This window comes from Paraburkholderia graminis, from assembly GCF_003330785.1.
GTDB classification, from domain to species: Bacteria; Pseudomonadota; Gammaproteobacteria; order Burkholderiales; family Burkholderiaceae; genus Paraburkholderia; species Paraburkholderia graminis.
This window is the reverse complement of record NZ_CP024934.1, coordinates 363,676-389,641: the sequence shown is the minus strand read 5'-3', so window position 1 is coordinate 389,641 and position 25,966 is coordinate 363,676. Positions and strand designations below refer to the sequence as shown.

General features: G+C 63.2%; 27 protein-coding genes and 1 pseudogene. 8 read left to right on the top strand and 20 right to left on the bottom strand.

Annotated features, from left to right (window positions below):
* Positions 1 to 42: 42 nt before the first annotated feature.
* Entirely contained in the window at positions 43 to 252 is a 210-nt protein-coding gene (locus CUJ91_RS01740) for a twin transmembrane helix small protein (RefSeq protein ID WP_006048064.1), read from the top strand.
* 190 nt (positions 253 to 442) lie between these two features.
* On the opposite strand, the gene CUJ91_RS01735 is transcribed toward CUJ91_RS01740, so the two are convergent.
* The 8 genes from CUJ91_RS01735 to CUJ91_RS01700 all read right to left on the bottom strand — a co-directional run bounded on the left by CUJ91_RS01735 (position 443) and on the right by CUJ91_RS01700 (position 7,774).
* Complete coding sequence (locus tag CUJ91_RS01735; RefSeq protein ID WP_006048065.1) at positions 443 to 1,300, bottom strand: cytochrome c oxidase subunit 3; 858 nt, start codon at positions 1,298 to 1,300, stop codon at positions 443 to 445.
* A 151-nt stretch (positions 1,301 to 1,451) separates the two neighbouring features.
* Entirely contained in the window at positions 1,452 to 1,661 is a 210-nt protein-coding gene (locus CUJ91_RS01730; protein WP_013587014.1) for a DUF2970 domain-containing protein, read from the bottom strand.
* Positions 1,662 to 1,715: 54 nt separating this feature from the next.
* Positions 1,716 to 2,330: a cytochrome c oxidase assembly protein gene (locus CUJ91_RS01725; RefSeq protein ID WP_006048067.1), complete on the bottom strand. Its 615-nt coding sequence runs from the start codon at positions 2,328 to 2,330 to the stop codon at positions 1,716 to 1,718.
* Between the two features lie 41 nt (positions 2,331 to 2,371).
* Positions 2,372 to 2,506 carry a cytochrome oxidase small assembly protein gene (locus CUJ91_RS34670; RefSeq protein WP_006048068.1) on the bottom strand — a complete coding sequence of 45 codons (135 nt, stop codon included), beginning with the start codon at positions 2,504 to 2,506 and terminating at the stop codon, positions 2,372 to 2,374.
* Positions 2,507 to 2,659: 153 nt separating this feature from the next.
* Positions 2,660 to 4,273, bottom strand: coding sequence for a cytochrome c oxidase subunit I (gene ctaD, locus CUJ91_RS01715; RefSeq protein ID WP_006048069.1), 1,614 nt, complete (start codon positions 4,271 to 4,273; stop codon positions 2,660 to 2,662).
* A 43-nt stretch (positions 4,274 to 4,316) separates the two neighbouring features.
* On the bottom strand, positions 4,317 to 5,975 hold the full coding sequence (gene coxB, locus CUJ91_RS01710) for a cytochrome c oxidase subunit II (protein ID WP_107710508.1): 1,659 nt from the start codon (positions 5,973 to 5,975) through the stop codon (positions 4,317 to 4,319).
* 80 nt (positions 5,976 to 6,055) lie between these two features.
* A complete protein-coding gene (locus CUJ91_RS01705; protein ID WP_006048071.1) occupies positions 6,056 to 6,529 on the bottom strand; it encodes a DUF2244 domain-containing protein in 474 nt (157 codons plus the stop codon).
* Positions 6,530 to 6,808: 279 nt separating this feature from the next.
* Positions 6,809 to 7,774 carry a methyltransferase domain-containing protein gene (locus tag CUJ91_RS01700; RefSeq protein ID WP_053857462.1) on the bottom strand — a complete coding sequence of 322 codons (966 nt, stop codon included), beginning with the start codon at positions 7,772 to 7,774 and terminating at the stop codon, positions 6,809 to 6,811.
* A gap of 83 nt (positions 7,775 to 7,857) precedes the next feature.
* On the opposite strand from CUJ91_RS01700, the gene CUJ91_RS01695 reads away from it, so the two are divergent.
* A complete protein-coding gene (locus CUJ91_RS01695; RefSeq protein ID WP_114155759.1) occupies positions 7,858 to 8,643 on the top strand; it encodes a ComF family protein in 786 nt (261 codons plus the stop codon).
* 18 nt (positions 8,644 to 8,661) lie between these two features.
* Positions 8,662 to 9,132, top strand: coding sequence for a tRNA (uridine(34)/cytosine(34)/5-carboxymethylaminomethyluridine(34)-2'-O)-methyltransferase TrmL (gene trmL / locus CUJ91_RS01690; RefSeq protein WP_114155758.1), 471 nt, complete (start codon positions 8,662 to 8,664; stop codon positions 9,130 to 9,132).
* Here trmL and CUJ91_RS01685 read toward each other — a convergent pair.
* From CUJ91_RS01685 to CUJ91_RS01665, 5 genes are all read right to left on the bottom strand, one after another.
* Positions 9,105 to 9,653: an O-acetyl-ADP-ribose deacetylase gene (locus CUJ91_RS01685; RefSeq protein ID WP_029969656.1), complete on the bottom strand. Its 549-nt coding sequence runs from the start codon at positions 9,651 to 9,653 to the stop codon at positions 9,105 to 9,107. The genes trmL and CUJ91_RS01685 overlap by 28 nt on opposite strands.
* Before the next feature lie 140 nt (positions 9,654 to 9,793).
* A complete protein-coding gene (locus tag CUJ91_RS01680; protein ID WP_114155757.1) occupies positions 9,794 to 10,792 on the bottom strand; it encodes an NAD(P)H-dependent glycerol-3-phosphate dehydrogenase in 999 nt (332 codons plus the stop codon).
* A gap of 21 nt (positions 10,793 to 10,813) precedes the next feature.
* Positions 10,814 to 11,284, bottom strand: a complete 471-nt coding sequence (gene secB / locus CUJ91_RS01675; protein WP_114155756.1) for a protein-export chaperone SecB — start codon at positions 11,282 to 11,284, stop codon at positions 10,814 to 10,816.
* A 154-nt stretch (positions 11,285 to 11,438) separates the two neighbouring features.
* Entirely contained in the window at positions 11,439 to 11,699 is a 261-nt protein-coding gene (gene grxC / locus CUJ91_RS01670; protein ID WP_006048078.1) for a glutaredoxin 3, read from the bottom strand.
* Positions 11,696 to 12,121: a rhodanese-like domain-containing protein gene (locus CUJ91_RS01665; RefSeq protein WP_029969654.1), complete on the bottom strand. Its 426-nt coding sequence runs from the start codon at positions 12,119 to 12,121 to the stop codon at positions 11,696 to 11,698. The genes grxC and CUJ91_RS01665 overlap by 4 nt, the downstream gene beginning before the upstream one ends.
* Before the next feature lie 137 nt (positions 12,122 to 12,258).
* On the opposite strand from CUJ91_RS01665, the gene gpmA reads away from it, so the two are divergent.
* The 3 genes from gpmA (at position 12,259) to CUJ91_RS01650 (ending at position 15,734) form a co-directional block, all read left to right on the top strand.
* Complete coding sequence (gpmA, locus tag CUJ91_RS01660) at positions 12,259 to 13,005, top strand: 2,3-diphosphoglycerate-dependent phosphoglycerate mutase (protein WP_006048080.1); 747 nt, start codon at positions 12,259 to 12,261, stop codon at positions 13,003 to 13,005.
* A 329-nt stretch (positions 13,006 to 13,334) separates the two neighbouring features.
* On the top strand, positions 13,335 to 14,912 hold the full coding sequence (locus CUJ91_RS01655; protein ID WP_006048081.1) for a S41 family peptidase: 1,578 nt from the start codon (positions 13,335 to 13,337) through the stop codon (positions 14,910 to 14,912).
* Positions 14,913 to 14,975: 63 nt separating this feature from the next.
* On the top strand, positions 14,976 to 15,734 hold the full coding sequence (locus CUJ91_RS01650; RefSeq protein WP_114156664.1) for a HesA/MoeB/ThiF family protein: 759 nt from the start codon (positions 14,976 to 14,978) through the stop codon (positions 15,732 to 15,734).
* 84 nt (positions 15,735 to 15,818) lie between these two features.
* On the opposite strand, the gene ptsP is transcribed toward CUJ91_RS01650, so the two are convergent.
* The 7 genes from ptsP to CUJ91_RS01615 form a co-directional block, all read right to left on the bottom strand.
* A complete protein-coding gene (gene ptsP, locus CUJ91_RS01645) occupies positions 15,819 to 17,567 on the bottom strand; it encodes a phosphoenolpyruvate--protein phosphotransferase (RefSeq protein ID WP_053857456.1) in 1,749 nt (582 codons plus the stop codon).
* A 248-nt stretch (positions 17,568 to 17,815) separates the two neighbouring features.
* Complete coding sequence (locus CUJ91_RS01640; RefSeq protein ID WP_006048084.1) at positions 17,816 to 18,085, bottom strand: HPr family phosphocarrier protein; 270 nt, start codon at positions 18,083 to 18,085, stop codon at positions 17,816 to 17,818.
* 97 nt (positions 18,086 to 18,182) lie between these two features.
* Entirely contained in the window at positions 18,183 to 18,671 is a 489-nt protein-coding gene (locus CUJ91_RS01635; RefSeq protein ID WP_006048085.1) for a PTS sugar transporter subunit IIA, read from the bottom strand.
* A 340-nt stretch (positions 18,672 to 19,011) separates the two neighbouring features.
* The gene (gshB, locus tag CUJ91_RS01630) at positions 19,012 to 19,968 is read right to left on the bottom strand and encodes a glutathione synthase (RefSeq protein ID WP_114155755.1); all 957 of its coding nucleotides are present in this window, start codon (positions 19,966 to 19,968) and stop codon (positions 19,012 to 19,014) included.
* A 156-nt stretch (positions 19,969 to 20,124) separates the two neighbouring features.
* Entirely contained in the window at positions 20,125 to 21,414 is a 1,290-nt protein-coding gene (gene gshA / locus CUJ91_RS01625; RefSeq protein ID WP_006048087.1) for a glutamate--cysteine ligase, read from the bottom strand.
* A 275-nt stretch (positions 21,415 to 21,689) separates the two neighbouring features.
* Positions 21,690 to 23,189, bottom strand: a complete 1,500-nt coding sequence (locus CUJ91_RS01620) for an ammonium transporter (RefSeq protein WP_006048088.1) — start codon at positions 23,187 to 23,189, stop codon at positions 21,690 to 21,692.
* A 44-nt stretch (positions 23,190 to 23,233) separates the two neighbouring features.
* A complete protein-coding gene (locus tag CUJ91_RS01615) occupies positions 23,234 to 23,572 on the bottom strand; it encodes a P-II family nitrogen regulator (RefSeq protein ID WP_006048089.1) in 339 nt (112 codons plus the stop codon).
* Between the two features lie 466 nt (positions 23,573 to 24,038).
* Here CUJ91_RS01615 and CUJ91_RS01605 point away from each other — a divergent pair, with 466 nt between their 5' ends.
* Both CUJ91_RS01605 and CUJ91_RS01600 read left to right on the top strand, forming a co-directional pair.
* The gene (locus CUJ91_RS01605) at positions 24,039 to 24,296 is read left to right on the top strand and encodes an accessory factor UbiK family protein (RefSeq protein WP_006048090.1); all 258 of its coding nucleotides are present in this window, start codon (positions 24,039 to 24,041) and stop codon (positions 24,294 to 24,296) included.
* Positions 24,297 to 24,419: 123 nt separating this feature from the next.
* Positions 24,420 to 25,921 (top strand): annotated as a pseudogene (locus tag CUJ91_RS01600) (YifB family Mg chelatase-like AAA ATPase).
* Positions 25,922 to 25,966 lie beyond the last annotated feature (45 nt).

Genomic DNA, 25,966 nt, shown 5'->3' with positions numbered 1-25,966 from the left:
ATAAACGTCTCGCCTTTGCGCTTTTCCGTTTCAGCAGATTCCATGCACATTCTCGTTCCCATTGCCTTCGCACTGATCATCGCCAGCATGGTGTCGGCGCTGTACTTCATGATGCATGACAAGGGCAAAACCAAGCGGATGGTCTGGTCGCTCGCCACGCGAGTCGGACTATCGATCTCGCTGTTCCTCTTCATCCTGTTTGCTTACTGGATGGGCTGGATTCACTCGACGGGCATTCCGTACGGGCGCTGAATCTGGCAAGAGGTTTTACTGCTCTAAACAAAACGCCGCCCTGACAGGGTCGAGGGCGGCGCTGCATCAAACCGGTATGCCTGCTTCTGCGTACTGCTGATTGCGTACAGCCTGAGCGCCCGCCGAAAAACACGTTGGGCAACAGCCCGCGCAGTTCCGGCAAGCGCCGGCCCGCGCGGACAGTTCAGCCTTACAGCCAGTACACGACAACGTACAGTCCGAGCCAGACCACGTCCACGAAGTGCCAGTACCAGGCCGCGCCTTCGAACGCGAAGTGGTGCTCCGCCGTGAAGTGACCGCGGATCATGCGCGCCAGCACGACCGCCAGCATCGTGCCGCCGAGGAACACGTGGAAACCGTGGAAGCCGGTCAGCAGGAAGAACGTCGAGCCATACACGCCCGAAGCCAGCGTCAGGTTCAGTTCGTTGTACGCGTGGAAATATTCGAAGCCCTGCAGGAACAGGAAGCAGACGCCGAGCACGAGCGTGGCCGCCAGCCAGATGATCGCCTTCTTGCGATGATCTTCGCGCAGCGCGTGGTGCGAGACCGTCAGCGTGGCGCCCGACGACAGCAACAGCGCGGTATTGATAGTCGGCACCGGCCACGGCGTCATCGACTTGAAGGTCGACACGAGCGCCGCAGGACCGTTGTTCGGCCACACCGCCGAGAAGTCCGGCCAGATCAGCTTGTAGTCGAGGCTCGACAGTTCATGCAACGCGATGGCGCGTGCGTAGAACAGCGCGCCGAAGAACGCGCCGAAGAACATGACTTCGGAGAAGATGAACCAGCTCATGCTCCAGCGATACGACTTGTCGACGTTCTTGCCGTACATGCCGCCTTCGGACTCGGCAATCGCGTCGCCGAACCAGTGCCACAACGTAAAGAGCAGCCACAGCAGACCGACGACAACTCCGATCGGCGCCAGTTCATGTTCGTTGATCCAGGCCGCCAGCGATCCGAGCATGATCAGCAAGCCAACCGCGGCGGTGATCGGATGCCGCGACGGATGCGGTACGAAATAGTACGGGCTCTCGTTTTGACCGCTCATTCTTGATTCTCCACTTCAGTCCAGTTGTTCCGGAAGCTCCGGCTGTATCTTCGACGGCGCGTGGCTACCGCACCGCTTCACTCTAATTCGTGGGCGCTGCCGCGCCCGGTCCTTCCTGCATCGTCGCACTGCGCGAGTCGCCTCGATGGTCTCAGCCGACCACCGCGCGAACCACCAGAATCAGCACGCCGATGAAAATAGCCGTGCTGATCAGCGCCGCGATAATCACATGCAGCGGGTTCAGTTGCGTCGCGTCGCTTTCAAGATCGCGCCGCTTGCGCACGCCGAAAAACGACCAGAACACCGCCCGCATCGACTGGCCAAAGCTGCTCTTGCGCGGGCCGCCGCTGTTATCGCTCATTGCTGTCTTCCTTCGCCTGGGCCTGCGCCTTGGCCTGGGTTTCGGCCCTTACCATCAGGCGGGATTGGCGGCCGTGGCCCCCGTCTCAGCCGGAAGCGCCGCGCTTCCAACCTTCGCCGTTGCCGGCGTGTTCAACTCGAAAAACGTGTACGACAACGTGATCGTTTTCACATCCTTCGGCAGCTTCGGATCGACGACGAACACCACCGGCATCCGCTTCGTTTCGTTCGCCTTCAACGTTTGCTGCGTAAAGCAAAAACACTCGATCTTCTTGAAGTACTCGGTCGCCTGCTTCGGCGCGTAGCTCGGAATGGCTTGCGCCTGGATCGAGCGCGCCTGTTCGTTGCTCACCTCGTACATCACCGTGGTCACTTCGCCCGGATGCACGTCGAGGCTGCGCTGCTCCGGCTTGAAACCGAGCGGGCCGCGCGCGTTCGCATCCAGTTCGATCGAAATCGTGCGGCTCATGTCGACTTGCGTGTTCTTCGCCTCGCGCACCGTCGCGTCGCGCTGCACCAGGTTGTTGATCCCGGTGATCTGGCAGATCGCGCGGTACATGGGCACCAGCGCAAAACCAAAGCCGAACATCATCAACGCGACGACGAACAGCTTGATCAGCATCGAACGGTTAAAAGAGCGATCGGCCTGAGCCGGCGGCTGCGTCGACATCTCAATCCTTAACAAACCTGCAAACCAGAGTTACCGCCTGGTCAGGAAAACCAGCCCTGATTGATGATGACGGCGGTGAAAAAAACCGCTGCGATGGCAAGCAGCACGAGACCTAACCGCCTGTTGCTCGCGCGAATCTGCTCCGGGGTACGTCTTTCCTGTGGATTGCGCGTCATGCTCGAGTTTCTGAATACCTTGCTGCTGCTTTTGTCACCGCGGTTGCCGCGATCACCGCGATCACCGCGGTCACCGCTTCGGCGGCTGTCCGGTTCCGATGACGGCACAACCATCATGCCGCCGCCGGAACCGGCCGTCTCGCCCGACGCCGATTACTCGACGGTCGGCGGGTGTTCGAACGTGTGGAACGGAGCCGGGCTCGGCACAGTCCATTCGAGGCCCGTTGCGCCGTCCCACGGCTTGTCGGCCGCTTTTTCGTGCTCGCCGCCGCCGCGATACGCCGGCAGCGCGACCGCGAACAGGAAGTAGACCTGTGCGAGACCAAAGCCGAATGCGCCGATCGAGATGACCTGGTTCCAGTCGGTGAACTGCGCCGGGTAGTCGGCATAACGACGCGGCATGCCGGCGAGACCCACGAAGTGCATCGGCAGGAACGCGAGGTTGAAGAAGAACATCGACGCCCAGAAGTGGATCTTGCCGCGCGTCTCGTTGTACATCCAGCCGGTCCACTTCGGCGCCCAGTAGTACCAGCCCGAGAACAGCGCGAACAGCGAACCCGCCACCAGCACGTAGTGGAAGTGCGCCACCACGAAGTAAGTGCCGTGGTACTGGATGTCGAGCGGCGCCATTGCCAGCATCAGGCCGGACAGACCGCCGAACGTGAACACCAGCAGGAAGCCGACTGCGAACAGCATGGGCGTTTCGAACGACAGCGAACCGCGCCACATCGTCGCAACCCAGTTGAACACCTTCACGCCGGTCGGCACTGCGATCAGCATCGTGGCGTACATGAAGAAGAGCTGACCCGTAACCGGCATGCCGGTTGCGAACATGTGGTGCGCCCAGACCATGAACGACAGAATCGCGATCGACGACGTTGCGTACACCATCGAGCTATAGCCGAACAGCGGCTTGCGCGAGAACGCCGGGATCACCTGCGACACGATGCCGAACGCCGGCAAGATCATGATGTACACCTCGGGGTGCCCGAAGAACCAGAAGATGTGCTGGTACATGACCGGGTCGCCGCCGCCTGCCGCATTGAAGAACGACGTGCCGAAGTGGCGATCGAACAGCACCATGGTGATCGCGCCTGCCAGAACCGGCATCACGGCGATCAGCAGATACGCGGTGATCAGCCAGGTCCAGACGAACATCGGCATCTTCATCAGCGTGAGGCCCGGTGCGCGCATGTTCAGGATCGTCACGACGATGTTGATCCCGCCCATGATCGACGAAGCACCCATCAGGTGGACCGCGAAAATCGCGAAGTCCATGCCCGGGCCCATCTGCGTGGAGAGCGGCGCGTACAGCGTCCAGCCCGCGGCGGTCGCGCCGCCCGGCGAGAAGAACGAACCGACCAGCAGAACAGCCGCGACCGGCAGAAGCCAGAAGCTGAAGTTGTTCATGCGGGCGAAAGCCATGTCCGATGCGCCGATCTGCAGCGGCACCATCCAGTTTGCGAAGCCGACGAAGGCCGGCATGATCGCGCCGAACACCATGATCAGGCCGTGCATGGTGGTCAACTGGTTGAAGAACTCGGGACGCATGATCTGCAGACCCGGTTCGAACAGTTCGGCACGGATCATCAGCGCCATCACGCCCCCGGAGAGGAACATGGTGAACGAGAAGATCAGGTACAGCGTACCGATGTCCTTGTGGTTGGTTGCGAACAGCCAACGACGCCAGCCGTGCGGCGTTTCGTGGGCATGGTCGCCGTGCACGTGCTCGTGGCCCGCGACTACATCGTGTCCGATGCTAGACATGACAATCTCCTAAAGCGAATACTGCGGTGCGATCATGAACACGTCAGGCAGCCGGACTTGCAGCCGCACTAATTTCAACACGTCGGGCTTCTTTCGCGTCGCCGCCGCCCGTGATCGTTTCCGGCTTTTTCAAAATGATATGGTCTTCGGCGATGCCGGCTGCTTTCAACGCGTCGCGCACGGCTTCGGCGCGGCTCTTGGCGAGCTTCGCGTTGGTGTCGGCGGAACCGGATGCGTCGGTGAAGCCCGACAGCGTGAACTTCGCGTCCGGATGCGCTTTGGCATACGCCGAGGCTGCCTCGACTGCCGCTTTCGCGTCGGCCGGCAGCGTGCTCTTGCCGGTATCGAAGTAGACGCTGGCGGGTAGCGCAGCTTGCGATGCGCCCGCGCTTTCCGAACCCGCTGAAGCTGCCTGTGCACCCGCCGCTTGCGCACCCGATGCTTCCGAAGCCGCGGCGCCCGAAGCAGCAGCGCCGCTTGCGGCCGCGCCTGCGTCGGCCAGATGGTTGCCGCCTTCGGGCAGCTTGCCGTTGCGGGCGTCCGCGACCTGCTTCGGCTGGAGAATGTCGCCGGTGTGGTTGCCCCACGAGTTACGCTCGAATGTGACGACCGATGCGATCTCCACGTCGTTCAGCGTAGGCGCCCACGAAGGCATGGCGTTCTTGCCCTTCAGCACGATGCTGACGTGCTCGGCGATCGCGCCGTTGGCAACCTTGCTGCCGTCGAGCGCGGGAAACGCGCCCGCGCCCTTGCCCGTCGGCTGATGGCAGACCGCGCAGTTCGCCGCGTAGACCTTGCCGCCGCGTTCCATCAGTTCCGCCATGGTGTACGTCTTGTTCGGATCGTCCTGACCCGCGGCCATTTTCTTCTTCTGCGCGTCGACCCACTTCGCGTAGTCGTCGGTGGAGAGCACTTCGACGACGACCGGCATGAACGCGTGTTCCTTGCCGCACAGTTCGGTACAGAAGCCGCGGAACGTGCCGACCTTCTCGGCCTTGAACCACGTGTCGCGCACGAAGCCCGGAATCGCGTCCTGCTTCACGCCGAAAGCCGGCACGTACCAGGAGTGGACCACGTCGTTCGCGGTGGTGATGATGCGAATTTTCTTGCCGACCGGCACGACGAGCGGATTGTCGACTTCCTGCAGATACGTAGTGGAAATCGGCTGACGCCCGTCGGTTTCCGAACGCGGCGTGGCGAGCGTGGAGAGGAAGCTGATGCCCTCGCCCGGACCCTTCACGTAGTCGTAGCCCCACTTCCACTGGTAGCCGGTGACCTTGATGGTGACGTCGGCATTGGTCGTGTCCTTCATCGCGACGACCGTCTTGGTGGCCGGCAGCGCCATCAACACGACGATGATGAACGGCACGATCGTCCAGATGATTTCGACGGTGGTGCTTTCGTGGAAATTCGAAGCCTTATGTCCTTTCGACTTGCGGTGAGCGAAGATCGAATAGAACATCACAGCGAACACGCCGATGAAAATCACCGTGCACAGAATCAGCATTAGCGTGTGGAGGCTGTAGAGCTCCTCAGCGATTTTCGTCGCAGGCGGCTGGAGATTGATCTCGTTGACGGCGGGGCCGCCCGGAACATCGCCCACTGCCAGGGCGGCACCGGCGAAAAGCAGTCCGCTCATCGCCAGCACGCCCATGAGCGCTCGCTTGATTGTTTTCATAGCTTCCTTACCCAAAATTTCCATTCAAACCTTCGACCCCGCCGGCCCGCTCGCCCCGATCACCCGCTGCTCCGCTGCGGCGAACGCCGCATGCCCCGACGCGACTAACAACGCGCGAGCCATCTGCGCAATTCGCCGGCAAACTGCGCGCGCCGGTGCTGCGCGAGGTGCTGCCCGATCATGATCGTCTCGCCGCGCGAGACCAGTCTGATCTGATCACGCGGTGTTGCGCCAGCCTCGATCCGCACCCAGCGCGGATTGAACTCGAACTGCGTGACCTGCTCGGCGCTCACCTGTTCGATCACGAGCCGGTTGGGAAACAGCCGGATGCGTTCGTAATCGACAGCATGACGCGCATAGATGGCAAACGCGACGCCCACCGCCAGCAATTCGATACCGGTGAACGGCAACACCAGCCAGGCGCCGACCAGAACCAGCATGAAAGCAATTGCCAACGAGAACAACGCAAGCGACACGTAGAAACATACGAACTGCCGCGGCGACATGGAACAGTTGCGCTTCATCGTCCAGTCTTTAAGGACCGGTTCCGAATCCGCCAGCAGATCAGATGCTTCCATCGCTGCCTCCTGCCGATCGTCCCAAAGGCCCGCTATCGACCTCTATTGACCATTACCGCACCAACCAGTCTTGCTGCCCTGTGCCTCGGGCCTGCCGCCCCAAATGTGGGAACTCCGGGCGACAAACTGACGCATTATAGGCGCGATCCATAGCATCCACAAGCAAGCCCCGGCTGCCTCACAAGCCAGGCGCGACAAGCCTCCGCGCCGTTTTGCCGCACGTTTTGCGCGTGTCTGGAAACGGTAATTTCAGACATAACAGATGTCCTCTTTACCGCTTCAGCGATTCCTTGACGAGCCTCGTCCAATGTCCTCGATTCGCACGATGCCATGCCCTTCGGCCGTCGTGCGCGGCACCGCTTTCCATGCGTGTCCGTAGATCACCTCGAAGGTCAGCGCGATCGTGCCGTCGCCGCGCCGGCGCGCTTCGAGCGCCGCCAGCAATGCCTTGTGCAACCGCCGTGCCGCCGCACCCGACGACGCTTCGCGCTCGAACGGATACGCGCCCCAACGGCGCACGTCCGCGAGCAGCGAGTCGGGTGACTTATAGGTGATTGTGATAGTTTCCTGGTCCATCACGGGAATCTCGAAACCGCTTTCGACCAGCATGTCGCCAAGATCATGCATGTCGACGAAGTCGATCACGTGCTTGCGCGAGCCGACGCCATGCGCCGCTTCGACTTCGGCATAGGCGCCGCGCAACTCCTTCAGCGTGTCGGGGCCGAGCGTGCTGAACATCAGCAGGCCGTTCACCTTCAAGACGCGCTGCCATTCCGGAAAGACGAGATCCGGGCGCGAGTGCCAGTGAAGCGCGAGATTGGACCAGATGAATTCGAACGCGCCCGCCGCGAACGGCAGCGCGGCAAAGTCGGCTTGCGCGAAACGCGGACCGCGCGCGCCGAGCGCCTTGCCGAGCGTGGCCGGCAAGAAGCGCCGCCAACTGGTATCGCCGGAATCGTGGCGCAGCGCGCGCGTGAGCATGCCGCGCGACAGGTCCGTGCCGAACACCGGCGCTTCGGGAAAGCGCTCGCGCAATGCGGGGATGTCCTCGCCTGCACCGCAACCCGCGTCGAGCACGGCCGCCGGCGCGACCTTGATGTAATCGAGACGCTCGCGCATGCGCTGCGAAATTTCGCGCGGAAGGAAGGCGACGTCGTCGAAAGTCGCTGCGCGGCGGTCGAAAATCCGCCGCAGGCGCCGGGAGTCATAGGCCGGACGGCCAGATTGAGGGGGCGTTGGGGACATGGGTGTCGTGCTGGCGTGGAGCCCGAAGTATACTCGTTCGCTTCCTTCGATTCAGCGCCAAAGGCCTTTGCGGCCGCCCATGCATGCCATTCCGAGCCCGTTTTCCGTCTTCACGAAGCCCCTTCACGCGATTCGCGCGCGGCTTCCGCTCGGCGTGGCCGCATGCGATGCAGGCGATACTGCCTAACGCATGCGCGTTATGCGGCAATTTGTCGCATAACGCGCTGTGCGGCTTTTGCGACGAATCCTATTGGAATGAAGGCGCTTTGCGATGCTGCGTTTGCGCGGTTCCGTTGCCTGTCACATATCGGGGGCGTCGAGCGTCATATTGCTGTGGAGATTGCATCGCCGAAAAGCCGCCGTTCGACGCCACCTTCGCGCTCGCCGACTATCGTGCGCCGCTCGACACGCTCGCCGTCGGCCTCAAGTTTCGTGCGCAGTTGGTGCTTGCGCGGGAATTCGCGCGGCGCCTCGCGCTTCTCGCGCACGATGCCTGGCAAGATCCGTCGGAGTGGCCCGACGTGATCGCTCCCGTGCCGCTTGCGGGCCGGCGTCTTCGAAAGCGCGGCTATAACCAGGCATGGCAAATCGCGAAACCACTGGCTCGCGCGTTGCATGTGCCGCACGACGCGACGCTGCTGCGCCGCGTGATCGACACGGCGCCACAGTCGCGGCTTGACCTCGATGCGCGCCGAATGAACGTCGGGCGCGCATTCGAAGTTGCCGGCAACGTGCAAGGGCTGCACGTCGGAATCGTCGACGATGTCATGACGACCGGCGCAACACTGGAAGCGCTGGCTCGCACACTGAAAGCAGCGGGCGCGCGGCGCGTCACCAACTTCGTCGCGCTGCGCACACCGAAAAACTAGTCCCTACCTGGTCACCTTATGTTCAATGTCGTTCTCGTCGAACCGGAAATTCCGCCGAACACCGGCAACGTCATCCGCCTGTGTGCGAACACCGGCGCACGTCTGCATCTGATCGAGCCGCTCGGCTTTCCGCTCGACGACGCCAAGCTGCGCCGCGCCGGCCTCGACTATCACGAGTACGCGCAAATGAACGTGCACGCCGATTGGGCCGCGTTTGTCGCGAAGGAATCGCCTGATGCCTCGCGCATGTTCGCGTTCACCACGCGCGGCTCGGGCCGCTTTCACGAGCACGCGTTTCAGGAGGGCGACTGGTTTGTGTTCGGCGCGGAAACGCGCGGCCTGCCCGACTCGGTGCTCGGGAAATTCGCCGGCGAGCAGCGCGTGCGCCTGCCGATGCGTCCCGGCAACCGCAGCCTGAATCTGTCTAATACGGTGGCAATCGTAGTGTTCGAAGCGTGGCGTCAAATGGGATTCGAAGGCGGCGCCTGACGGCTTTTCAATTCGGACTGATAGCGCTCGAACATCGCGTCGTCGAAGCAGGCGAAGATCACGCTGCGCAGTTGCGGCATGCGCGGCAGATTTTCCAGTACGGTGTCGACCGCAATGCGGACTGCCTGATCGGCGGGAAAACGGTAGATGCCGCAACTGATCGCGGGGAACGCAATGCTCGCGCAATTCGCCTCGCGCGCCACTTCGAGCGAGCGCTGATAGCACGACGCGAGCAAGTCGGCCTCGCCGTGCGTGCCGCCCCGCCATACGGGGCCCACCGCGTGGATCACATAGCGCGCGGGCAAACGGTAGCCGCGCGTGAGTTTCGCGTCGCCGGTTGCGCAGCCGCCGAGTGCTTCGCATTCGCGCAGCAATTCGTTGCCGGCCGCGCGGTGGATCGCGCCATCCACACCGCCGCCGCCGAGCAACGAAGTATTGGCTGCGTTGACAATGGCATCCACGTCAAGCGTGGTGATGTCGGCCACGCGGGCTTCAAGCGTGCAACGATCGATACTGAGCATGTGAACCTCGCTGATCCGAAGCGTCGATAGACAGTGGACAGCGAGAGCAGACAGCCGTTCAGCGTTTTTTACACACCGAACGGCCGATTGAAACGGCTCAAGGAAGAACCGCAAGACGGCTCGCTTCGGCTTATTCCAGCTTATTCAGCCTTGGAATCGCGCCGCAACAGAGCGCTGACGGCGTCGCGGGGCGCCACGCCGTCGAACAGCACGGCGCAGACGGCCTGTGTGATCGGCATTTCAATCGCATGAGCGCGTGCGATCGCGAGAACCGCTTGCGCGCAGCGCACGCCTTCGGCCACATGCCCGAGGCCGCCGAGAATATCGGCCAGCGAGCGGCCTGCGGCGAGTTGCACACCCACCGTGCGGTTGCGCGACAGATCGCCGGTCGCGGTCAGAATCAGATCGCCAAGACCGGTCAAGCCGGTGAACGTCTCCGCCCGTCCGCCCAACGTCACGCCGAGGCGCGACATTTCGGCGAGACCCCGCGTGATCAACGCGGCGCGCGCGTTCAGGCCGAGACCGAGGCCGTCCGCGATACCCGTCGCGATAGCCAGCACGTTCTTCACCGCGCCGCCTACTTCGACGCCGACAACATCGTCGCCGGTATAAATGCGCATCGCGCCGTGATGAAACGCGGCGACCGTGCGTTCGCGGCACGCCGCCGAAGCACTTGCGATAGTCAGCGCGACCGGCAAGCCCTGGCCCACTTCGCGCGCGAAGCTCGGCCCCGACAGCACGCCGTTGCTGCCGTGTTCCGGCAATTCGGCCGCGACGACCTGGTGCGGCAGCAACTGCGAGTCGGCCTCGAAGCCTTTGCAAAGCCACACGACATGCGCCGGCACTTTGCCGGCATCGCGCATCGACTGGATGAGACTGCGCAGTCCGGCGACGGGCGTCGCGACGACGCATAACGCGTCGTCGGCGAGCGCATGGTCGAGCGCTGCGTTGAGATCCGCTTCGTAGCGAAGCGCCGCAGGCAAAGCAACGCCCGCCAGATAGCGGGCGTTTTCATGCGAAGCGGCGAGATCCGTAACGAGCGCAGGCTCGCGCGCCCACAGCACCGTGTCGTGCCGAACGGCCAGATGGCCGGCGAGGGCTGTGCCCCACGCGCCGGCTCCGAGGACAGCAACCTTCATAGCCGGCACTGCCTGGGACACTTAATGCGTGACGCCGTTTTGCGCCGCGCCGTTCTCGCCGCCCATCTGCGCGAGGCGTTGCTCGTACAGCGCCTGGAAGTTGATTTCGGCGAGGTGGATCGGCGGGAAGCCGGCGCGCGTGATCGCGTCCGCGATGTTCGAACGCAGATACGGGAACAGGATCGTCGGGCATGCAATGCCGACGAGCGGATCGACCTGCTCAGCCGGAATATTGCGGATGTCGAAAATGCCCGCTTGCTTCGCTTCGATCAGGAACGCAACCTTGTCCGCGACCTTGGCCGTAACGGTGCCCGTCACGAGGATTTCGAAGACGGTGTCGGCGAGACGCTCGGCCTTCACGTCGACTTCCACTTCCACCGACGGCATATCCTGCTCGAGGAAAATGCCGGGCGAATTCGGCTGCTCGATCGACATGTCCTTCAGATAGATGCGCTGGATGTTGAAGAACGGCTGGTTATTCTCGTCGGACATGATGGTGTGATTCCCTGATAGATATGCGTAGCGGCGGCCCCTGAGTCTCAAGGGCCGCCAGATAGTTGCGGCGCGCCGTCCGCCCCTTTCAGGAGCAACGATGCGCCGGCTTGTGTTTCACCCGCCGACACGCGCGCGCAACAGGCGCGCGAATTCAGGCGGCTTCGAGCAGAGGCGTCAGACCGCCCGCGCGATCCAGCGCGGAAAGGTCGTCGTACCCGCCGACATGCTTCTCGCCGATGAACACCTGCGGCACCGTGCGACGACCGGTCCTGGTCATCATTTCCTCACGACGGGCCGGGTCCTTGTCGATCAGTACTTTTTCGATATTCTCGACGCCGCGCGACTTTAAAAGACGTTCGGCCATCTGGCAATACGGGCACACCTGCGTGCTGTACATGATCACTTTGTTCACTTGGCTACTCCTTGTTTCACAACCGGCATGCCGGCTTTCTGCCAGGCGTCGACGCCGCCTTCCAGAACGTGGACTTCCGCATATCCTGCGTCCTGCACGATACGCGCTGCCTTGTTCGACTGCTGGCCGGTCTGGCAGACCAGCAGCACGGGGTTGTTCTTATTCTTCACCAGTTGCGCGACCTTTGCTTGCAACTCGGCGAATTCGAGGTGCCGCGCCGCGGGCAAATGACCCTTGGCGAAGTCGGCCGACGGACGCAGGTCGATAACGGCCGCGTTGCGCCGGTTGATCAGTTGCGTGGCTTCGGCGGCCGACAGGCCACCGCGGCCGCGCCGGCTGATGGTCGGCCACAGCAGCAACCCACCGGAGATGAGGACGATCGCGATCAGGACAAGGTTTGTGTAATCAGTGAAAAACTTCACGGAAAATCCGCCGAAAAAGAGAGAAATCGGAAAGGGCAATCCGCCCATTATAAAATAAGCGTCTGACGCGATGGCGGCGCTCCTCGGCGGGCGCTTCGCAGCGCTTTACCGCTTCCTCACTACCGACCGGCAATCTTATGTACAAACTCGTTCTCATCCGCCACGGCGAATCGACGTGGAACAAGGAAAACCGCTTCACGGGCTGGGTCGACGTCGACCTGACCGAACAGGGCAACCGTGAAGCGCAGCAGGCGGGCGTGCTGCTGAAGGAAAACGGCTATACGTTCGACATCGCGTACACGTCGGTGCTCAAGCGCGCCGTTCGCACGCTGTGGCACGTGCAGGATCAGATGGATCAGATGTATATCCCCGTCGTCCATTCGTGGCGTCTGAACGAGCGCCACTACGGCGCGCTGTCGGGTCTGAACAAGGCCGAAACCGCAGCCAAGTTCGGCGACGAACAGGTGCTGGTCTGGCGCCGCAGCTACGACACGCCGCCGCCGGCGCTCGAGCCGACCGACGAGCGCGCGCCGTACAACGACCCGCGCTACGCGAAGGTGCCGCGCGAGCAACTGCCTCTCACCGAGTGTCTGAAAGACACGGTCGCGCGCGTGCTGCCGCTGTGGAACGAGTCGATCGCGCCGGCCATCAAGTCGGGCCGCAAGGTGCTGATCGCCGCGCACGGCAACTCGATCCGCGCGCTCGTGAAGTACCTCGACAACATTTCGGACGACGACATCGTCGGGCTGAATATTCCGAACGGCGTGCCGCTCGTCTATGAACTCGATGAAAACCTGAAGCCTATCAAGCACTACTATCTGGGCGACCAGGAAGCGATCGCGAAGGCGCAGGCGGCCGTCGCGAAGCAAGGCAAAGCCGGCTAAGGTTGGCCGGCATGGCGTGCTCATTGGCCGCCACTCTTTGTTAAAGAAGGTGACGAGAAACGCAGCAGCACGTCGCCAGCGGACCGCGCCGACCGGCAAGACGTACCGGTCAGCGTGGTCCGTTTGTTTTGAGCGCGCCATTCTGGCCGCCGTCTTCCGTTACGGCACATTACTTCGCAGCCGCGCGCACATTGCGCCGAACCCGGCACGCATCCCGCTGTCGAATCACGATTGCCTGCCCCGCGCCCTCTGTTGGCGGGTGTGCAGTTATACTTGTCCGTCCCCATCTCTATCGACGCTGCCACGCGCTTCCGACCGCAACAGACTCTATGCGAAAGAACCTGAAAAATATCGGCCTGATCGCCGCGGGCCTTGCTACCGGTGTATTTGCCACCCTGCAACTTTCCGCTTCGGCGCAGCAGCCCGCCAGCGCCGCCGCCGCGCCCTTGCCGCTGGACCAGCTCAGGCTCTTTGCCGAAGTGTTCGGTCAGATCAAGCACGAATACGTCGAACCCGTCGACGATAAAAAGCTCCTCACCGCCGCGATCAAGGGCATGGTGTCGAGCCTCGACCCGCATTCGTCCTACCTCGACAAGACCGATTACGAGGAACTGCAGGAGCAGACCAAAGGTCGCTTCGCGGGCCTCGGCATCGAAATCTCGTCGGAAGACGGCCTGATTAAAGTCATTTCGCCGATCGAAGACACGCCCGCGTTCCGCGCCGGCATTCGTCCGGGCGACCTGATCACGCGCATCAACGACAAGCCGGTGCGCGGCATGACGCTCGACCAGGCCGTCAAGCAGATGCGCGGCGAGCCGGGCACGAAGGTCACGCTCACCATCTTCCGCAAGACCGACGACCGCACGTTCCCGCTCACCGTGACGCGCGCCGTCATCAAGGTGCAGTCGGTGAAGATGAAGATTCTTGCGCCGGGCTACGCGTACGTGCGTATCACGAGCTTCCAGGAACGCACCACGCCTGACCTCGCGGCGAAGCTGCAGGACATCGCGCGTCAGCAGCCGAACCTGAAGGGCCTCGTGCTCGACCTGCGCAACAACGGCGGCGGTCTGCTGCAAAGCGCGGTCGGCGTCGCCGGCGCGTTCCTGCCGCCGAACTCCGTCGTGGTGTCCACCAACGGACAGATTCCGGATTCGAAGCAGGTCTATCGCGACACTTACGACAACTACCGTCTGCAATCTTTCGACAGCGATCCGCTGAAGGACGAAGCGCCGATCTTCAAGACGGTGCCGATGGTCGTGCTGACCAACGCGTATTCGGCGTCGGCCTCGGAGATCGTCGCGGGTGCGTTGCAGGATCAGCATCGCGCGTTGATCGTCGGCAAGACGACCTTCGGCAAGGGCTCGGTGCAGACCGTGCGCCCCATGACCGCCGACACCGCATTGCGTCTGACCACGGCGTATTACTACACGCCGAGCGGCCGCTCGATCCAGAACAAGGGCATCCGTCCTGACATCGCGGTGGATCAATACGCGGAAGGCGATCCGGACGACGCACTCGTCACACGCGAAGTCGACTACTCGAACCACCTTGCCAACACGCAAGATCCGAACGAGAAGAAGGAAGCCGAGAAGCGCGAGCAGGATCGCATGGACCAGTTGCGTCAGCTCGAAGAGCAGAACGATAAGAAGACGCCGGAACAGCGTCAGAAAGATCGTGAGCGCAAGCCGGTCGAATTCGGTTCCGCCGACGACTTCATGCTGACGCAGGCGCTGAACAAGCTCGAAGGCAAGCCGGTGCAGGAGTCGAAGTCGGTGACCGAACGGCGTCTCGCGCAGAACAAGCCGGCTACGTCGGCGTCCGCGCCGGTTGCTGTGAAGCCCACGCAACCGGTGCCCGGCGCGTCGGGTCCGGCTCCGGCGTCGGCTCCGGCCACGCAAGGCAAGTAGTCGCGCAAGCAACCTCCTGTGTCTTCGCGGTCAATGCGCCGCGAAGACACGCCGGCTCCCGCCATGAACGACGATCAACTCCTTCGCTATTCCCGCCACATTCTCGTCGACGAAATCGGCATCGAGGCGCAGCAGCGTTTTCTCGATGCGCACGCGATCATCGTCGGCGCGGGCGGGCTGGGTTCGCCTGCCGCGATGTACCTCGCGGCGGCGGGCATCGGACGCTTGACGCTGGTCGATGCCGATACGGTCGACCTCACCAATCTGCAACGGCAGATCCTGCATGTGAGCGCGTCGGTCGGACGCAAGAAGGTCGAGTCCGGCCGCGACACGCTCGCGCAGATCAATCCCGAAGTGCATGTGAACGCGGTCGCCGAACGCGTCGACGATGCGTGGCTCGATCGGCAAGTGCCGGGCGCCACGGTCGTGCTCGATTGCACGGACAACTTCGCGACGCGTCATGCGATCAATCGCGCCTGCGTGAAGCACGGCGTGCCGCTCGTGTCGGGCGCGGCGTTGCGCTTCGACGGCCAGATCAGCACATTCGATTTCCGCGACGAAGCATCGCCGTGCTACGCGTGCGTGTTCCCGGAAGACCAGCCGTTCGAAGAAGTTGCGTGTTCCACGATGGGCGTGTTTGCGCCTACGGTCGGCATCATCGGCTCGATGCAGGCGGCCGAAGCGCTGAAGGTGATCGGCGGAATCGGAACGTCGCTCGCCGGGCGGCTGACCATGCTCGATTCGCTGCGAATGGAATGGACCACGATGCGCATTGCGCGTCAGCCGGACTGCCCCGTCTGCGGAAAACGCCACGGCCACTGAGCACGAGCATGAGCGGGACTGCGAGGTAAGCCACAACGACAAACGCCGCACATGTGCGGCGTTTCTCATTGCACCTCTAATCAATCAGGCTTGCGCGACCCGCTTCAGCGCAGCCTGCACCTCTTCCGGTTCAAACGATGCAAGCACATCGGCCACCGGCTTCTCCAGCGTCTTCAGATGCGAGCGCAACACTTCCTGCTTGACCTCGAGCAACTGGCTCGGATGCATCGAAAACTCGGTGAGCCCCATGCCGAGCAATAGACGCGTCAACGTCGGATCGCCGGCCATCTCACCGCAGACCGACACAGGCACGCCCGCCCGCTTCGCCTCGCGCAACGTGAACGCGATCAGATGCAGCACCGCCGGATGCAGCGGGTCGTACAGATGCGCGACCGAATTGTCCGCGCGGTCGATAGCGAGCGTGTACTGGATCAGATCGTTGGTGCCGATCGACAGGAAATCGAGCCGCTTCAGAAAGAGCGGCAGCGCAATCGCGGCGGCCGGAATCTCGATCATCGCGCCGACTTGCACGTTCGGGTTGTACGCGATCCCTGCGTCGTCGAGTTGACGCTTCGCTTCGCGGATCAGGTCGAGCGTCTGATCGATCTCCTGCGCATGCGCGAGCATGGGCACCAGAATCTTCACCGTGCCGAACGCCGATGCACGCAGAATCGCGCGCAATTGCGTGAGGAACATTTGCGGCTCGGACAGGCTCCAGCGAATCGCCCTAAGCCCGAGCGCCGGGTTGGGCGCGGTCTCGTAGCCGTCGCCGCCGCCCATCGAATCGAGCGGCTTGTCGGCGCCCACGTCGATCGTGCGAATCGTGACGGGCAGCCCGTTCATCAACTCGACCGCGCGCCGGTAGGCTTCGAACTGCTCCTCCTCCTCGGGCATGCGGTCTTTGTGATTCATGAACAGGAACTCGGTGCGGAACAGGCCGACGCCGGTCGCGCCCGCATCGAGCGCGGCGCGCGCGTCGTCCGGCAACTCGATGTTCGCGCACAGTTCGATGCGCGTGCCGCACAGCGTCTGCGTCGGCGAAAATTTGAGGCGCTGCAGCTTGCGTTGCTCGAGCGCCTTTTCGCTTTGCCGGTACGAGTATTCCTCCAGCACGATCGGCGCGGGATCGACGATCACAATGCCATGATCGCCGTCGACGATAATCAGGTCGTCCTGACGAATCAGCGCGCTCGCGTGCTGCACGCCGACCGCGGCAGGAATGCCAAGGCTGCGCGCGACGATCGCCGTATGCGACGTGCGGCCGCCGAGATCGGTGACGAAGCCCTGAAACGTTTGCGTTTTGAACTGCATCATGTCGGCCGGCGCGATGTCGTGCGCGACCACGATCATCTCGCTGCAGGCGCCGTGCACGCCGTCCACGAGCGTAGCCGACGCACCCGCCAGCGCCTTGAGCACGCGCTCCACCACTTGCTCGATATCGGCTTTGCGCTCGCGCAGATATTCGTCTTCGATGTCGTCGAAATGACGCGACAGCCGTTCGAGCTGCTCGGTCAGCGCCCACTCCACGTTGTAGCGGCGCGTGCGAATGAGGTCGATGGTTTCCTGAACGAGCATTGCATCGTTCAGGATCATTGAATGAACGTTGATGAACGCGCCCATTTCGCTAGGCGCGTCTGCGGCGAGGTCGGCGCGCAACGCGTCGAGCTCGACATGCACGCGTTGCTGGGCCGTGCGAAAGCGCTCGACCTCGCTCTCGATCTGCGCGGGTTCGATCAGATAGTGGTCTACGTCAAGTGCAGCCGGGGCGATCAGGTAGGCCCGCCCGATGGCGATACCGCGTGACACGGGAATTCCATGCAGCGTGAACGACACGCGCACCTCCTCTAGTTGTGTGATGCCGCGGCAAACCGCTGCAATGCTCTCAGACTCTCGTCGTCATTATAAATTCCGCGCCGCCGCAGACGTACGCGAATGCTGTGTGCAGTGCAGCACGAAAGCGCGTAAGAGCGAGGCATAACGCCCGCGTAGTCATGCGCGTCCGCATATTGTCGCGCGCTAAAAAAAACGCCGCGGAGCGATAGCCGCGGCGTTCTTCTACATTGCACTGTCGATTCGCCAGCTCACTGGCCTTCGCCGAATTTATCCGCGATCAGTTTCAACAATGCGTCCATGGCTTCTTTTTCGTCGGCGCCCTCGGTTTCGATCAGCACCGTGCTGCCGATGCCCGCAGCCAGCATCATCACGCCCATGATGCTTTTCGCATTGATGCGGCGGCCGTTGCGGCTCATCCAGATTTCCGACTGATAGTTGCCTGCGAGTTGCGTCAACTTGGCCGACGCGCGCGCGTGCAGCCCCAGCTTGTTCACGATAGTCGTTTCCTGTTGCAGCATGTGTTGGTCCGAAGCGCGGGTAAGTGTTGTTGTGAAAAGTAGAACTGCGAATCAGGGTGTACTGCGAGGTTGCACTGCAAGCTTGCACTGCGAGCGACTATAAACCGGCCGGCCCGGTCTTCTGTGCGAGGTCCGCATCGGCCGGCAACGCGGGCAGACAGTCGGCGGTGACAGCCGCGGCCTCGGCGGGCGCGGGTGCTGCCGGGCCGATCGCGTGAATGCCCTTGGTCGCGCCGGCGAGCGCTTTGTCTACCAGCGTGTCGAGCGGCGTCGCGCGATAACAGACCGCGCGCACGAGCATCGGCAGATTGACGCCGCACAGCACGCGCACGTCGGGCACGGAAGCCAGCCGCCCGGCGATATTCGCGGGCGTGGCGCCGAACATGTCGGTGAGCACGAGCGCGCCGTTCTCTTCTTTGAGGCGCGCAATCTCGGACTCGGCGAAGGAAACCATTTGCGCGGGATCGCAGTCGGGCGATACGTCCATCACGCCGATGCGAGCCGGCAAACCGCCGTAAATATGCGAAATACAGTCGCGCAACGCGGTGGCGAACGGTGCGTGCGCAATGATCAGAATGCCTGCCATGTCAGCCTACTGCAAAAAGACGGCCCCAAACGTGGATCGGAACGCTGTCCGAAACGCTCGCGCCCTCGGCCGGCCGTTGGCCATGAGAGCCGGAAATACGCCTTTCGCGCACAGAACCTCGAATGCGACGCCGCAGCGGCGCCCGTCGAACCTGCCCGTTTCAAGGCTCCGCCGTGCATGCGATGACTCCTTGCGGAGCGTATCGCTACAAATCGACGCGGAGAGCGGGCATTGTAGCAGGCCCGTTTTTCGGGCCCGCGCCGCCGTTCCGCCCGCAGCGGACATGATGCTCATCCTGTCTGTCAGTTTGGGGGCCGCCGCCCAGTTTCAAGACGGCCGCTCAGCCCGCCGCGCGCTCCAGCGCGTCCACGAACATGGCGGCGACGTCAAAGCTCGTCTGATCCATGATCTCGCGGAAGCACGTCGGGCTCGTCACGTTCACTTCGGTCAGCCAGTCGCCAATGGCGTCCAACCCAACCAGCAGCAGACCGCGTGCCGCCAGCACGGGCGCGAGCGTGTCGGCGATCTTGCGGTCATGGTCGGTCAGCGGACGCGCCACGCCCAGCCCGCCCGCGGCCAGATTGCCGCGCACCTCGTTGCCTTGCGGAATCCGCGCGAGCGAATACGGCACGGCTTCGCCGCCGATCAGCAGAATGCGCTTGTCGCCGTCCTTGATTTCGGGGATGAACTTTTGCGCCATCACTGAGCGCGCGCCGTCGTGGCTCAGCATTTCGACGATCGAGCCCAGGTTCATGCCGTCCGGCTTCACGCGGAATACGCCCATGCCGCCCATGCCGTCGAGCGGCTTCAGAATCACGTCGCCATGCTGCTCGTGAAACGCCCTGAGTCGCGCCGGATCGCGCGTGACCAGCGTGGGCGCGACGAACTCCGGGAACTCGCCGATAGCGAGCTTTTCGGAATGATCGCGAATCGCCTGCGGCTTGTTGAAGATGCGTGCACCCGCGCGCTCGGCCAGTTCGAGCAGCCACGTGGACGTCACGTATTCCATGTCGAACGGCGGGTCCTTGCGCATGACGACCGCGCTGAAGTCCTTCAGCGAGCGCGGCGCGGCGGCGTCTGCCGCATACCATTCGTCGCGGTGCAAATCGGTCACGTCGCCGGTGATCGCAAAACGCCGCACGTTGGCTTCGACGTCGCCGCCCGTCCACGCGAGATGCTTCGGCTCGCAGAAGTACAGCGTATGGCCGCGGCGCGCGGCCTCGGCCATCATCGCGTAAGTGGAGTCCTTGTAGATCTTGAACTGCGTGAGCGGATCGGCGATGAAAAGAATGTCCATGAAGGTCCCGTTGCGCCCTGGAGGGCCTGGCATTGATCGTGAATCGAGCGTGTATTACGCGTGAATGCGGCGTGAATGCGGCGTGAACATCGTCGATGAAAACGGCGCGGGGCGGCCTACGCGCTGCCCGCGCCTGGCAATCTCACGTGGCTGCGTTCAAACCTGAATGGCTTCCGGATCGGTCTTTTCCAGTTCAACCGATGCAGCCAGCAAGCCGAGCCGCGCCACCACGCCGTACATGTAGAAGCGGTTCGGCGGCGCCGCGCCCGGCTTCGCGTGCGCGTCCGGCAGCGCGGTGTGCTCGAAGCCGAGCGGCACGAAGTGCATGCCCGGCGCGTTCAGGTTCTGGTCGCGCTCGCGGCTGCCGTGCACACGGTAGAAGCCGCCCACCACATAGCGGTCGATCATATAAACGACCGGCTCGGCTACTTCCTCGCCGATGCGCTCGAACGTGTACACGCCTTCCTGCACGATCACGTCGTGCACTTCGAGGCCGTCTTTCGTCGCCGCCATCTTCGCGCGTTCGCGTTTCGTGAGCGCGGCCACTTCCGACGCGTCGTGCACCGTCATCACGCCCATGCCGTACGTGCCCGCATCCGACTTGATGACGACATACGGTTTTTCGGAGATGCCGTACTCGCGATACTTTTTGGCGATCTTCTTCAGCACGCCGTCGATCGCGTCGGCCAGCGCCTGCTCGCCGGTGCGCTCCTGAAAATCCACGCCTTCCACGTGCGCGAAGTACGGATTAATCATCCACGGATCGATCTCGACCATCTTCGCGAATTTCTTCGCGACGTCGTCATAGCACGAGAAGTGCGTCGATTTGCGGCGCACAGCCCAGCCGGCATGCAGCGGCGGCAGCAGATACTGCTCATGCAGATTTTCCAGCACGGGCGGAATGCCGCCCGACAGATCGTTATTCAACAGAATCGAGCACGGATCGAAATTCTTCAGCCCGAGGCGGCGCTGCGAACGCTCGAGCGGTTCGAGCACGAGTTTCTGGCCGTCGGACAGCGCAATGGTGACGGGCCCGTTGATGCTTTCGTCGAGCGTGCCGAAACGCACGTTCAAGCCGGCCTGGCGCATGATCGCGGCGAGCCGGGCGACGTTCTCCAGATAAAACGCGTTGCGTGTGTGGCGCTCGGGAATGACGAGCAGATTCTTCGCGTCCGGGCAGATTTTTTCGATGGACGCCATTGCCGCCTGCACGGCAAGCGGCAGCACTTCCTGCGGCAGATTATTGAACGCGCCGGGAAACAGATTGGTGTCGACGGGCGCGAGCTTGAAACCCGCATTGCGCAGGTCGACCGAGCAATAGAACGGCGGCGTGTGCTCCTGCCACTCGAGCCGGAACCAGCGTTCGATTGCGGGAGTAGCGTCGAGGATCTTCCGCTCGAGATCGAGCAGCGGGCCGTTTAACGCCGTAACTAGGTGCGGAACCATTGATCACTCGCAGACTGGAGAAAAAAGATTGTAGAGCAAATGCTTTGCCCATTTGGGGATGGTTTCTCCATTCGCAAGCCAGCCGGAATGCATTCTCCCTATCGCAATGATAGGCAGGGGAAACTGTCGTGAACAAGAAGGCCAGCAAGAAAAAAGCCCGCCATGAAGGCGGGCCAAATCGCTGCGCTTGTTGCTACCTGTTGCTGCCTGTTGCTACCTTTATGAGCCGGTGAGGCTCGGCGAGCCCGGGAGCGCGGGCTCGTGAAACGCCTTCGTTATTCGACGTGTTCGCCGTGCAGGCTCACGTCCAGACCTTCGCGTTCCTGTTCTTCCGTCACGCGGATGCCCATCGTCATGTCGATGACCTTCAGCAGGATGAAGCTCACCACGCCGCTGTAGACCAGCGTCGTCACGACGCCCTTGGCTTGCAGCAGCACGCTGCCGTCGAAGCCGCCGATGTCCTTCACCGCGAACACGCCGGTCAGCAGCGCACCGACGATACCGCCGACGCAGTGCACGCCGAACGCGTCGAGCGAATCGTCGTAACCGAGCTTGTGCTTGAGCCACGTTGCCGACCAGAAGCAGACCACGCCGGCCACGATGCCGATCACGAGCGAACCCGTCATGCCGACGAAGCCCGAAGCCGGCGTGATGGCGACCAGACCCGCCACTGCGCCCGACACGATACCGAGCACCGAAGGCTTACCCTTCGCGGCCCATTCGGCGAACATCCATGCGAGCGCTGCCGCTGCGGTTGCCACTTGCGTTGCGAACATCGCGAAACCGGCACGGCCGTCTGCCGCCACTGCCGAACCCGCGTTGAAGCCGAACCAGCCCACCCACAGCATCGCGGCGCCGACCAGCGTCAGCGTGAGGTTGTGCGGCGCCATCGCTTCCTTGCCGTAGCCGACACGCTTGCCGAGCACGAGGCAGCAGACCAGACCGGCGATACCGGCGTTGATGTGCACCACCGTGCCGCCCGCGAAGTCGAGGATGCCCGCGGTCGCCAGCCAGCCGGTCGGTTCCCAGACCATGTGCGCGATCGGCGAGTAGACGATGATCGACCACAGGCTCATGAAGACGAGCATCGCCGAGAACTTCATGCGGTCGGCAAATGCGCCGGTGATCAGCGCCGGCGTGATGATCGCGAACGTCATCTGATAGACGAAGTAGACCGTTTCGGGGATCGTCTGCGCGAGATGGCTGACGGTCAGCGTCGTGGCCTTGTCGCCCTTGATGTAGTTCATGCCCGACATGAAGAAGCGCGAGAAGCCGCCGATGAACGAGCCGCCCGGCGTGAACGCGAGGCTATAGCCCACGACCGCCCAGATGATCGTCACGAGGCAGGTGATCGCGAAGCTTTGCATCAGCGTCGCCAGCACGTTCTTCTTGCGGACCATGCCGCCGTAGAAGAGCGCGAGGCCCGGGATCGTCATGAACAGCACGAGCGCGGTGGAGGTCAGCATCCAGGCGGTGTCGCCCGAATTGATTTTCGACGAGTCGACCGAGAACGGCGCGGTGGGCGCAGCCGGAGCGGCGTCCGATGCGGCGGGGGCGGCCGCGGCGGCGCTTGCTGCAGGTGCAGCCGAGGCGTCGGCGGCGGGCGCCGATGCTGCTGCGGCCGCCGAAGCGTCCGCTGCCGGCGCGCTTGCCGCCGTATCGGATGCAGCGGCCGAGGCGGCTACGGGGGCGGAAGCGTCGTCCGCGAGGGCGGCGCCGATACCGCCCGCAAGCAGCGAACCGGCCATCAGCAAGGACATCAATAATTTGCGCATCTTTCGTTTCCTCTTGTCGCTATCTGTGTCGCTATCTTTTGGTGTTACAGAGCATCCGCGCCGGTCTCTCCGGTGCGAATCCGGATGACCTGCTCGATCGGCGTGACGAAAATCTTGCCGTCGCCGATCTTGCCGGTGCGCGCCGCGCGTTCCAGCGCCTCGATGGCCTGATCGACGATGTCGTCCGAGACAGCCGCCTCGATCTTCACTTTCGGCAGGAAATCGACGACGTACTCCGCGCCGCGATACAGCTCCGTATGGCCCTTCTGACGGCCGAACCCCTTGACCTCGGTTACCGTGATGCCGGAGACGCCGATCGCCGACAAGGCTTCGCGCGCCTCATCGAGCTTGAACGGCTTGATGATTGCGGTGATGAGTTTCATGAAATCCCTCGCTTAGTTGCCAAAAACCGTTGCTAACCCGTTTGCGTAACCGCCGCGGAACCGCTGCGTAACCGTCTCGTAAGCTGCCTGTAGCCCGCTCGCGCAAGCCTGGTGGTACTCGTTGCCCTTTCGCCTGGTCTCGTTGCCCTGCCGGAAATTCGTGCCGGCAGAACGCGCGGGGCAGTAAGAGCAACTCGTATGCCATGTTGTGTCAGACTGCCGCCGGTGCACGCCCGGCAAGGGGCGCAGCCGCCCTTGTCCAGATGGCCAACGCGCGCGCTGCGCTGTGGCGCGCCGCCTGGATCATTGCTAGAGTGTCCGCAGGGTCTGCAAGCGCCGACGCGCACCAAACGGGCTCACGCGGCGAAGCACAGCCGGCGTGCACGCACCAACGCAGCGCATCGTCAGACGCGAGGCACAGACGTAACGAAACGCTGCACATTTTTTGTGCATCAAGGGGAACACCATGAAACAACCAAACGACGTTTTCAACGACATCCAGGCGCGCATGAGCGAGCTGTTCAAAAACTCGCCGGCCAAAGACGTCGAACGCAATGTGAAAGCGATGCTGTCGCAAGGCTTCTCGAAGCTCGATCTGGTCACGCGCGAGGAATTCGATACGCAGACCCAGGTGCTGGTGCGCACACGCGCGCGCCTCGAAGAACTGGAGCGCCGCGTCGCGGAACTCGAACAGAAGCTGCCCGTCACGACGCAAACGCTCTGACGGTTTCACAAGCAGCGCGTTAGCTGCGTCGAGCTGCACATCACAGGCAAGCGAGCCGTGACGTCATCAGCGTATTAAGGGGACCGCAGCGCGCCACTTGCGCGCGGTCCGACGGGAGAAAACATGTCGCTTGCCGTGGTGCGCAGTCGCGCGCCGGCCGCCGGCCGCGCGCCCGAAGTAACCGTCGAGGTTCACCTCGCCAACGGGCTACCCTCTTTTTCGATCGTCGGACTTCCCGATCTGGAAGTCCGCGAAAGCCGCGAGCGCGTGCGCGCAGCGCTGCAAAACTGCGGCTTCGATTTTCCCGTGCGGCGCATCACGGTCAACCTCGCTCCCGCCGATCTGCCGAAGGAATCCGGCCGCTTCGATCTGCCGATTGCCTTGGGCATTCTCGCGGCGAGCGGGCAAATCCCGGCCGAATCGCTCGTCAACCGCGAATTTGCCGGCGAGCTTTCCTTAACCGGCGCGCTGCGTCCGATGCGCGGCGCCTTCGCGATGGCTTGCGGCACCGCGCGCGGCGCGGCGGTTTGCGCGGCGGCTCCTGGTCTCGCCGAAACCGCGTGGATGTGTACGGCGCGAGCGATCTGCCGTCGCTGTGCGCGCATCTCGCCGATGCGCCCGAGTCCCGCCTCTATCCGGTCGCCGCGCCAAACCTGGCCGACACGCGCCCTGCCGCCGTGCCCGACATGGGCGACGTGATCGGCCAACGCGGCGCGCGCCGCGCGCTCGAAGTCGCCGCGGCCGGCGGCCACCATGTACTGCTGATCGGCCCGCCGGGCGCGGGCAAGTCGATGCTCGCCGCCCGCTTGCCCGGTCTGCTGCCGCCGATGACCGACGACGAGGCGCTCAGCTCGGCCGCGTTGCTGTCCGCGAGCCGCGCCGGTTTCACGCCGGCGCAATGGCGGCAGCGGCCGTTCCGGGCGCCGCATCATTCGTCGAGCGCGGCGGCGCTGGTGGGCGGGCGCAATCCTCCGCAACCGGGCGAGATCACGCTCGCGCACCTGGGCGTGCTTTTCCTTGATGAACTGCCGGAGTTCGACCGCCACGTGCTCGAAACACTGCGCGAGCCGCTCGAAGCCGGGCGAATCACGATTTCACGCGCGGCGCTGCAGGCGGACTTTCCGGCGGCGTGCCAACTGATCGCGGCGATGAATCCGTGTCCCTGTGGATGGCGCGGTGACCCGAATGGGCGTTGTCGCTGCACGCCGGAGATTGCGGCGCGTTATCTGCGCAAATTATCGGGCCCGCTGCTGGACCGAATCGATATTCAACTGGAAGTGCCGGCGCTGACGTCGGCGGAATTGTCCGCGCGAGCGCATGCCGCCGGAGAAACGAGCGCGGTCATCGCGCGGCGGGTGCTCGCCGCGCGCGAACGGCAATTGGCTCGGCAAGGCAAAACCAACCGTGAGTTGACGGGCAAAGAAGTCGACGAAGTCTGCCGTCCCGACGCGGCCGGGGAGGCGCTGCTGCGGGAAGCGGGCGAGCGTTTCGGCTGGTCGGCTCGCGCGTATTACCGCGTGCTGAAAGTCGCACGAACGATTGCCGACCTCGCGGGCGCGAGCATGCCGAGCGCCGCGCAGATCGGCGAGGCGGTTCAGTACCGACGGGCTTTTGGCTCTGGTTGAGGAGAAAAAAATGCTGTCAAGACTTGACTTATGCACATGCCCGCG

Excerpts from the sequence above, each read along its gene's own strand:
- CUJ91_RS01740 (WP_006048064.1), top strand. The coding sequence starts at position 43 with ATGCACATTCTCGTTCCCATTGCCTTCGCACTGATCATCGCCAGCATG.
- CUJ91_RS01735 (WP_006048065.1), bottom strand. The coding sequence starts at position 1,300 with ATGAGCGGTCAAAACGAGAGCCCGTACTATTTCGTACCGCATCCGTCG.
- CUJ91_RS01730 (WP_013587014.1), bottom strand. The coding sequence starts at position 1,661 with ATGAGCGATAACAGCGGCGGCCCGCGCAAGAGCAGCTTTGGCCAGTCG.
- CUJ91_RS01725 (WP_006048067.1), bottom strand. The coding sequence starts at position 2,330 with ATGTCGACGCAGCCGCCGGCTCAGGCCGATCGCTCTTTTAACCGTTCG.
- CUJ91_RS34670 (WP_006048068.1), bottom strand. The coding sequence starts at position 2,506 with ATGACGCGCAATCCACAGGAAAGACGTACCCCGGAGCAGATTCGCGCG.
- ctaD (WP_006048069.1), bottom strand. The coding sequence starts at position 4,273 with ATGTCTAGCATCGGACACGATGTAGTCGCGGGCCACGAGCACGTGCAC.
- coxB (WP_107710508.1), bottom strand. The coding sequence starts at position 5,975 with ATGGAAATTTTGGGTAAGGAAGCTATGAAAACAATCAAGCGAGCGCTC.
- CUJ91_RS01705 (WP_006048071.1), bottom strand. The coding sequence starts at position 6,529 with ATGGAAGCATCTGATCTGCTGGCGGATTCGGAACCGGTCCTTAAAGAC.
- CUJ91_RS01700 (WP_053857462.1), bottom strand. The coding sequence starts at position 7,774 with ATGTCCCCAACGCCCCCTCAATCTGGCCGTCCGGCCTATGACTCCCGG.
- CUJ91_RS01695 (WP_114155759.1), top strand. The coding sequence starts at position 7,858 with ATGCCATTCCGAGCCCGTTTTCCGTCTTCACGAAGCCCCTTCACGCGA.
- trmL (WP_114155758.1), top strand. The coding sequence starts at position 8,662 with ATGTTCAATGTCGTTCTCGTCGAACCGGAAATTCCGCCGAACACCGGC.
- CUJ91_RS01685 (WP_029969656.1), bottom strand. The coding sequence starts at position 9,653 with ATGCTCAGTATCGATCGTTGCACGCTTGAAGCCCGCGTGGCCGACATC.
- CUJ91_RS01680 (WP_114155757.1), bottom strand. The coding sequence starts at position 10,792 with ATGAAGGTTGCTGTCCTCGGAGCCGGCGCGTGGGGCACAGCCCTCGCC.
- secB (WP_114155756.1), bottom strand. The coding sequence starts at position 11,284 with ATGTCCGACGAGAATAACCAGCCGTTCTTCAACATCCAGCGCATCTAT.
- gpmA (WP_006048080.1), top strand. The coding sequence starts at position 12,259 with ATGTACAAACTCGTTCTCATCCGCCACGGCGAATCGACGTGGAACAAG.
- CUJ91_RS01655 (WP_006048081.1), top strand. The coding sequence starts at position 13,335 with ATGCGAAAGAACCTGAAAAATATCGGCCTGATCGCCGCGGGCCTTGCT.
- CUJ91_RS01650 (WP_114156664.1), top strand. The coding sequence starts at position 14,976 with ATGAACGACGATCAACTCCTTCGCTATTCCCGCCACATTCTCGTCGAC.
- CUJ91_RS01640 (WP_006048084.1), bottom strand. The coding sequence starts at position 18,085 with ATGCTGCAACAGGAAACGACTATCGTGAACAAGCTGGGGCTGCACGCG.
- CUJ91_RS01635 (WP_006048085.1), bottom strand. The coding sequence starts at position 18,671 with ATGGCAGGCATTCTGATCATTGCGCACGCACCGTTCGCCACCGCGTTG.
- gshB (WP_114155755.1), bottom strand. The coding sequence starts at position 19,968 with ATGGACATTCTTTTCATCGCCGATCCGCTCACGCAGTTCAAGATCTAC.
- gshA (WP_006048087.1), bottom strand. The coding sequence starts at position 21,414 with ATGGTTCCGCACCTAGTTACGGCGTTAAACGGCCCGCTGCTCGATCTC.
- CUJ91_RS01620 (WP_006048088.1), bottom strand. The coding sequence starts at position 23,189 with ATGCGCAAATTATTGATGTCCTTGCTGATGGCCGGTTCGCTGCTTGCG.
- CUJ91_RS01615 (WP_006048089.1), bottom strand. The coding sequence starts at position 23,572 with ATGAAACTCATCACCGCAATCATCAAGCCGTTCAAGCTCGATGAGGCG.
- CUJ91_RS01605 (WP_006048090.1), top strand. The coding sequence starts at position 24,039 with ATGAAACAACCAAACGACGTTTTCAACGACATCCAGGCGCGCATGAGC.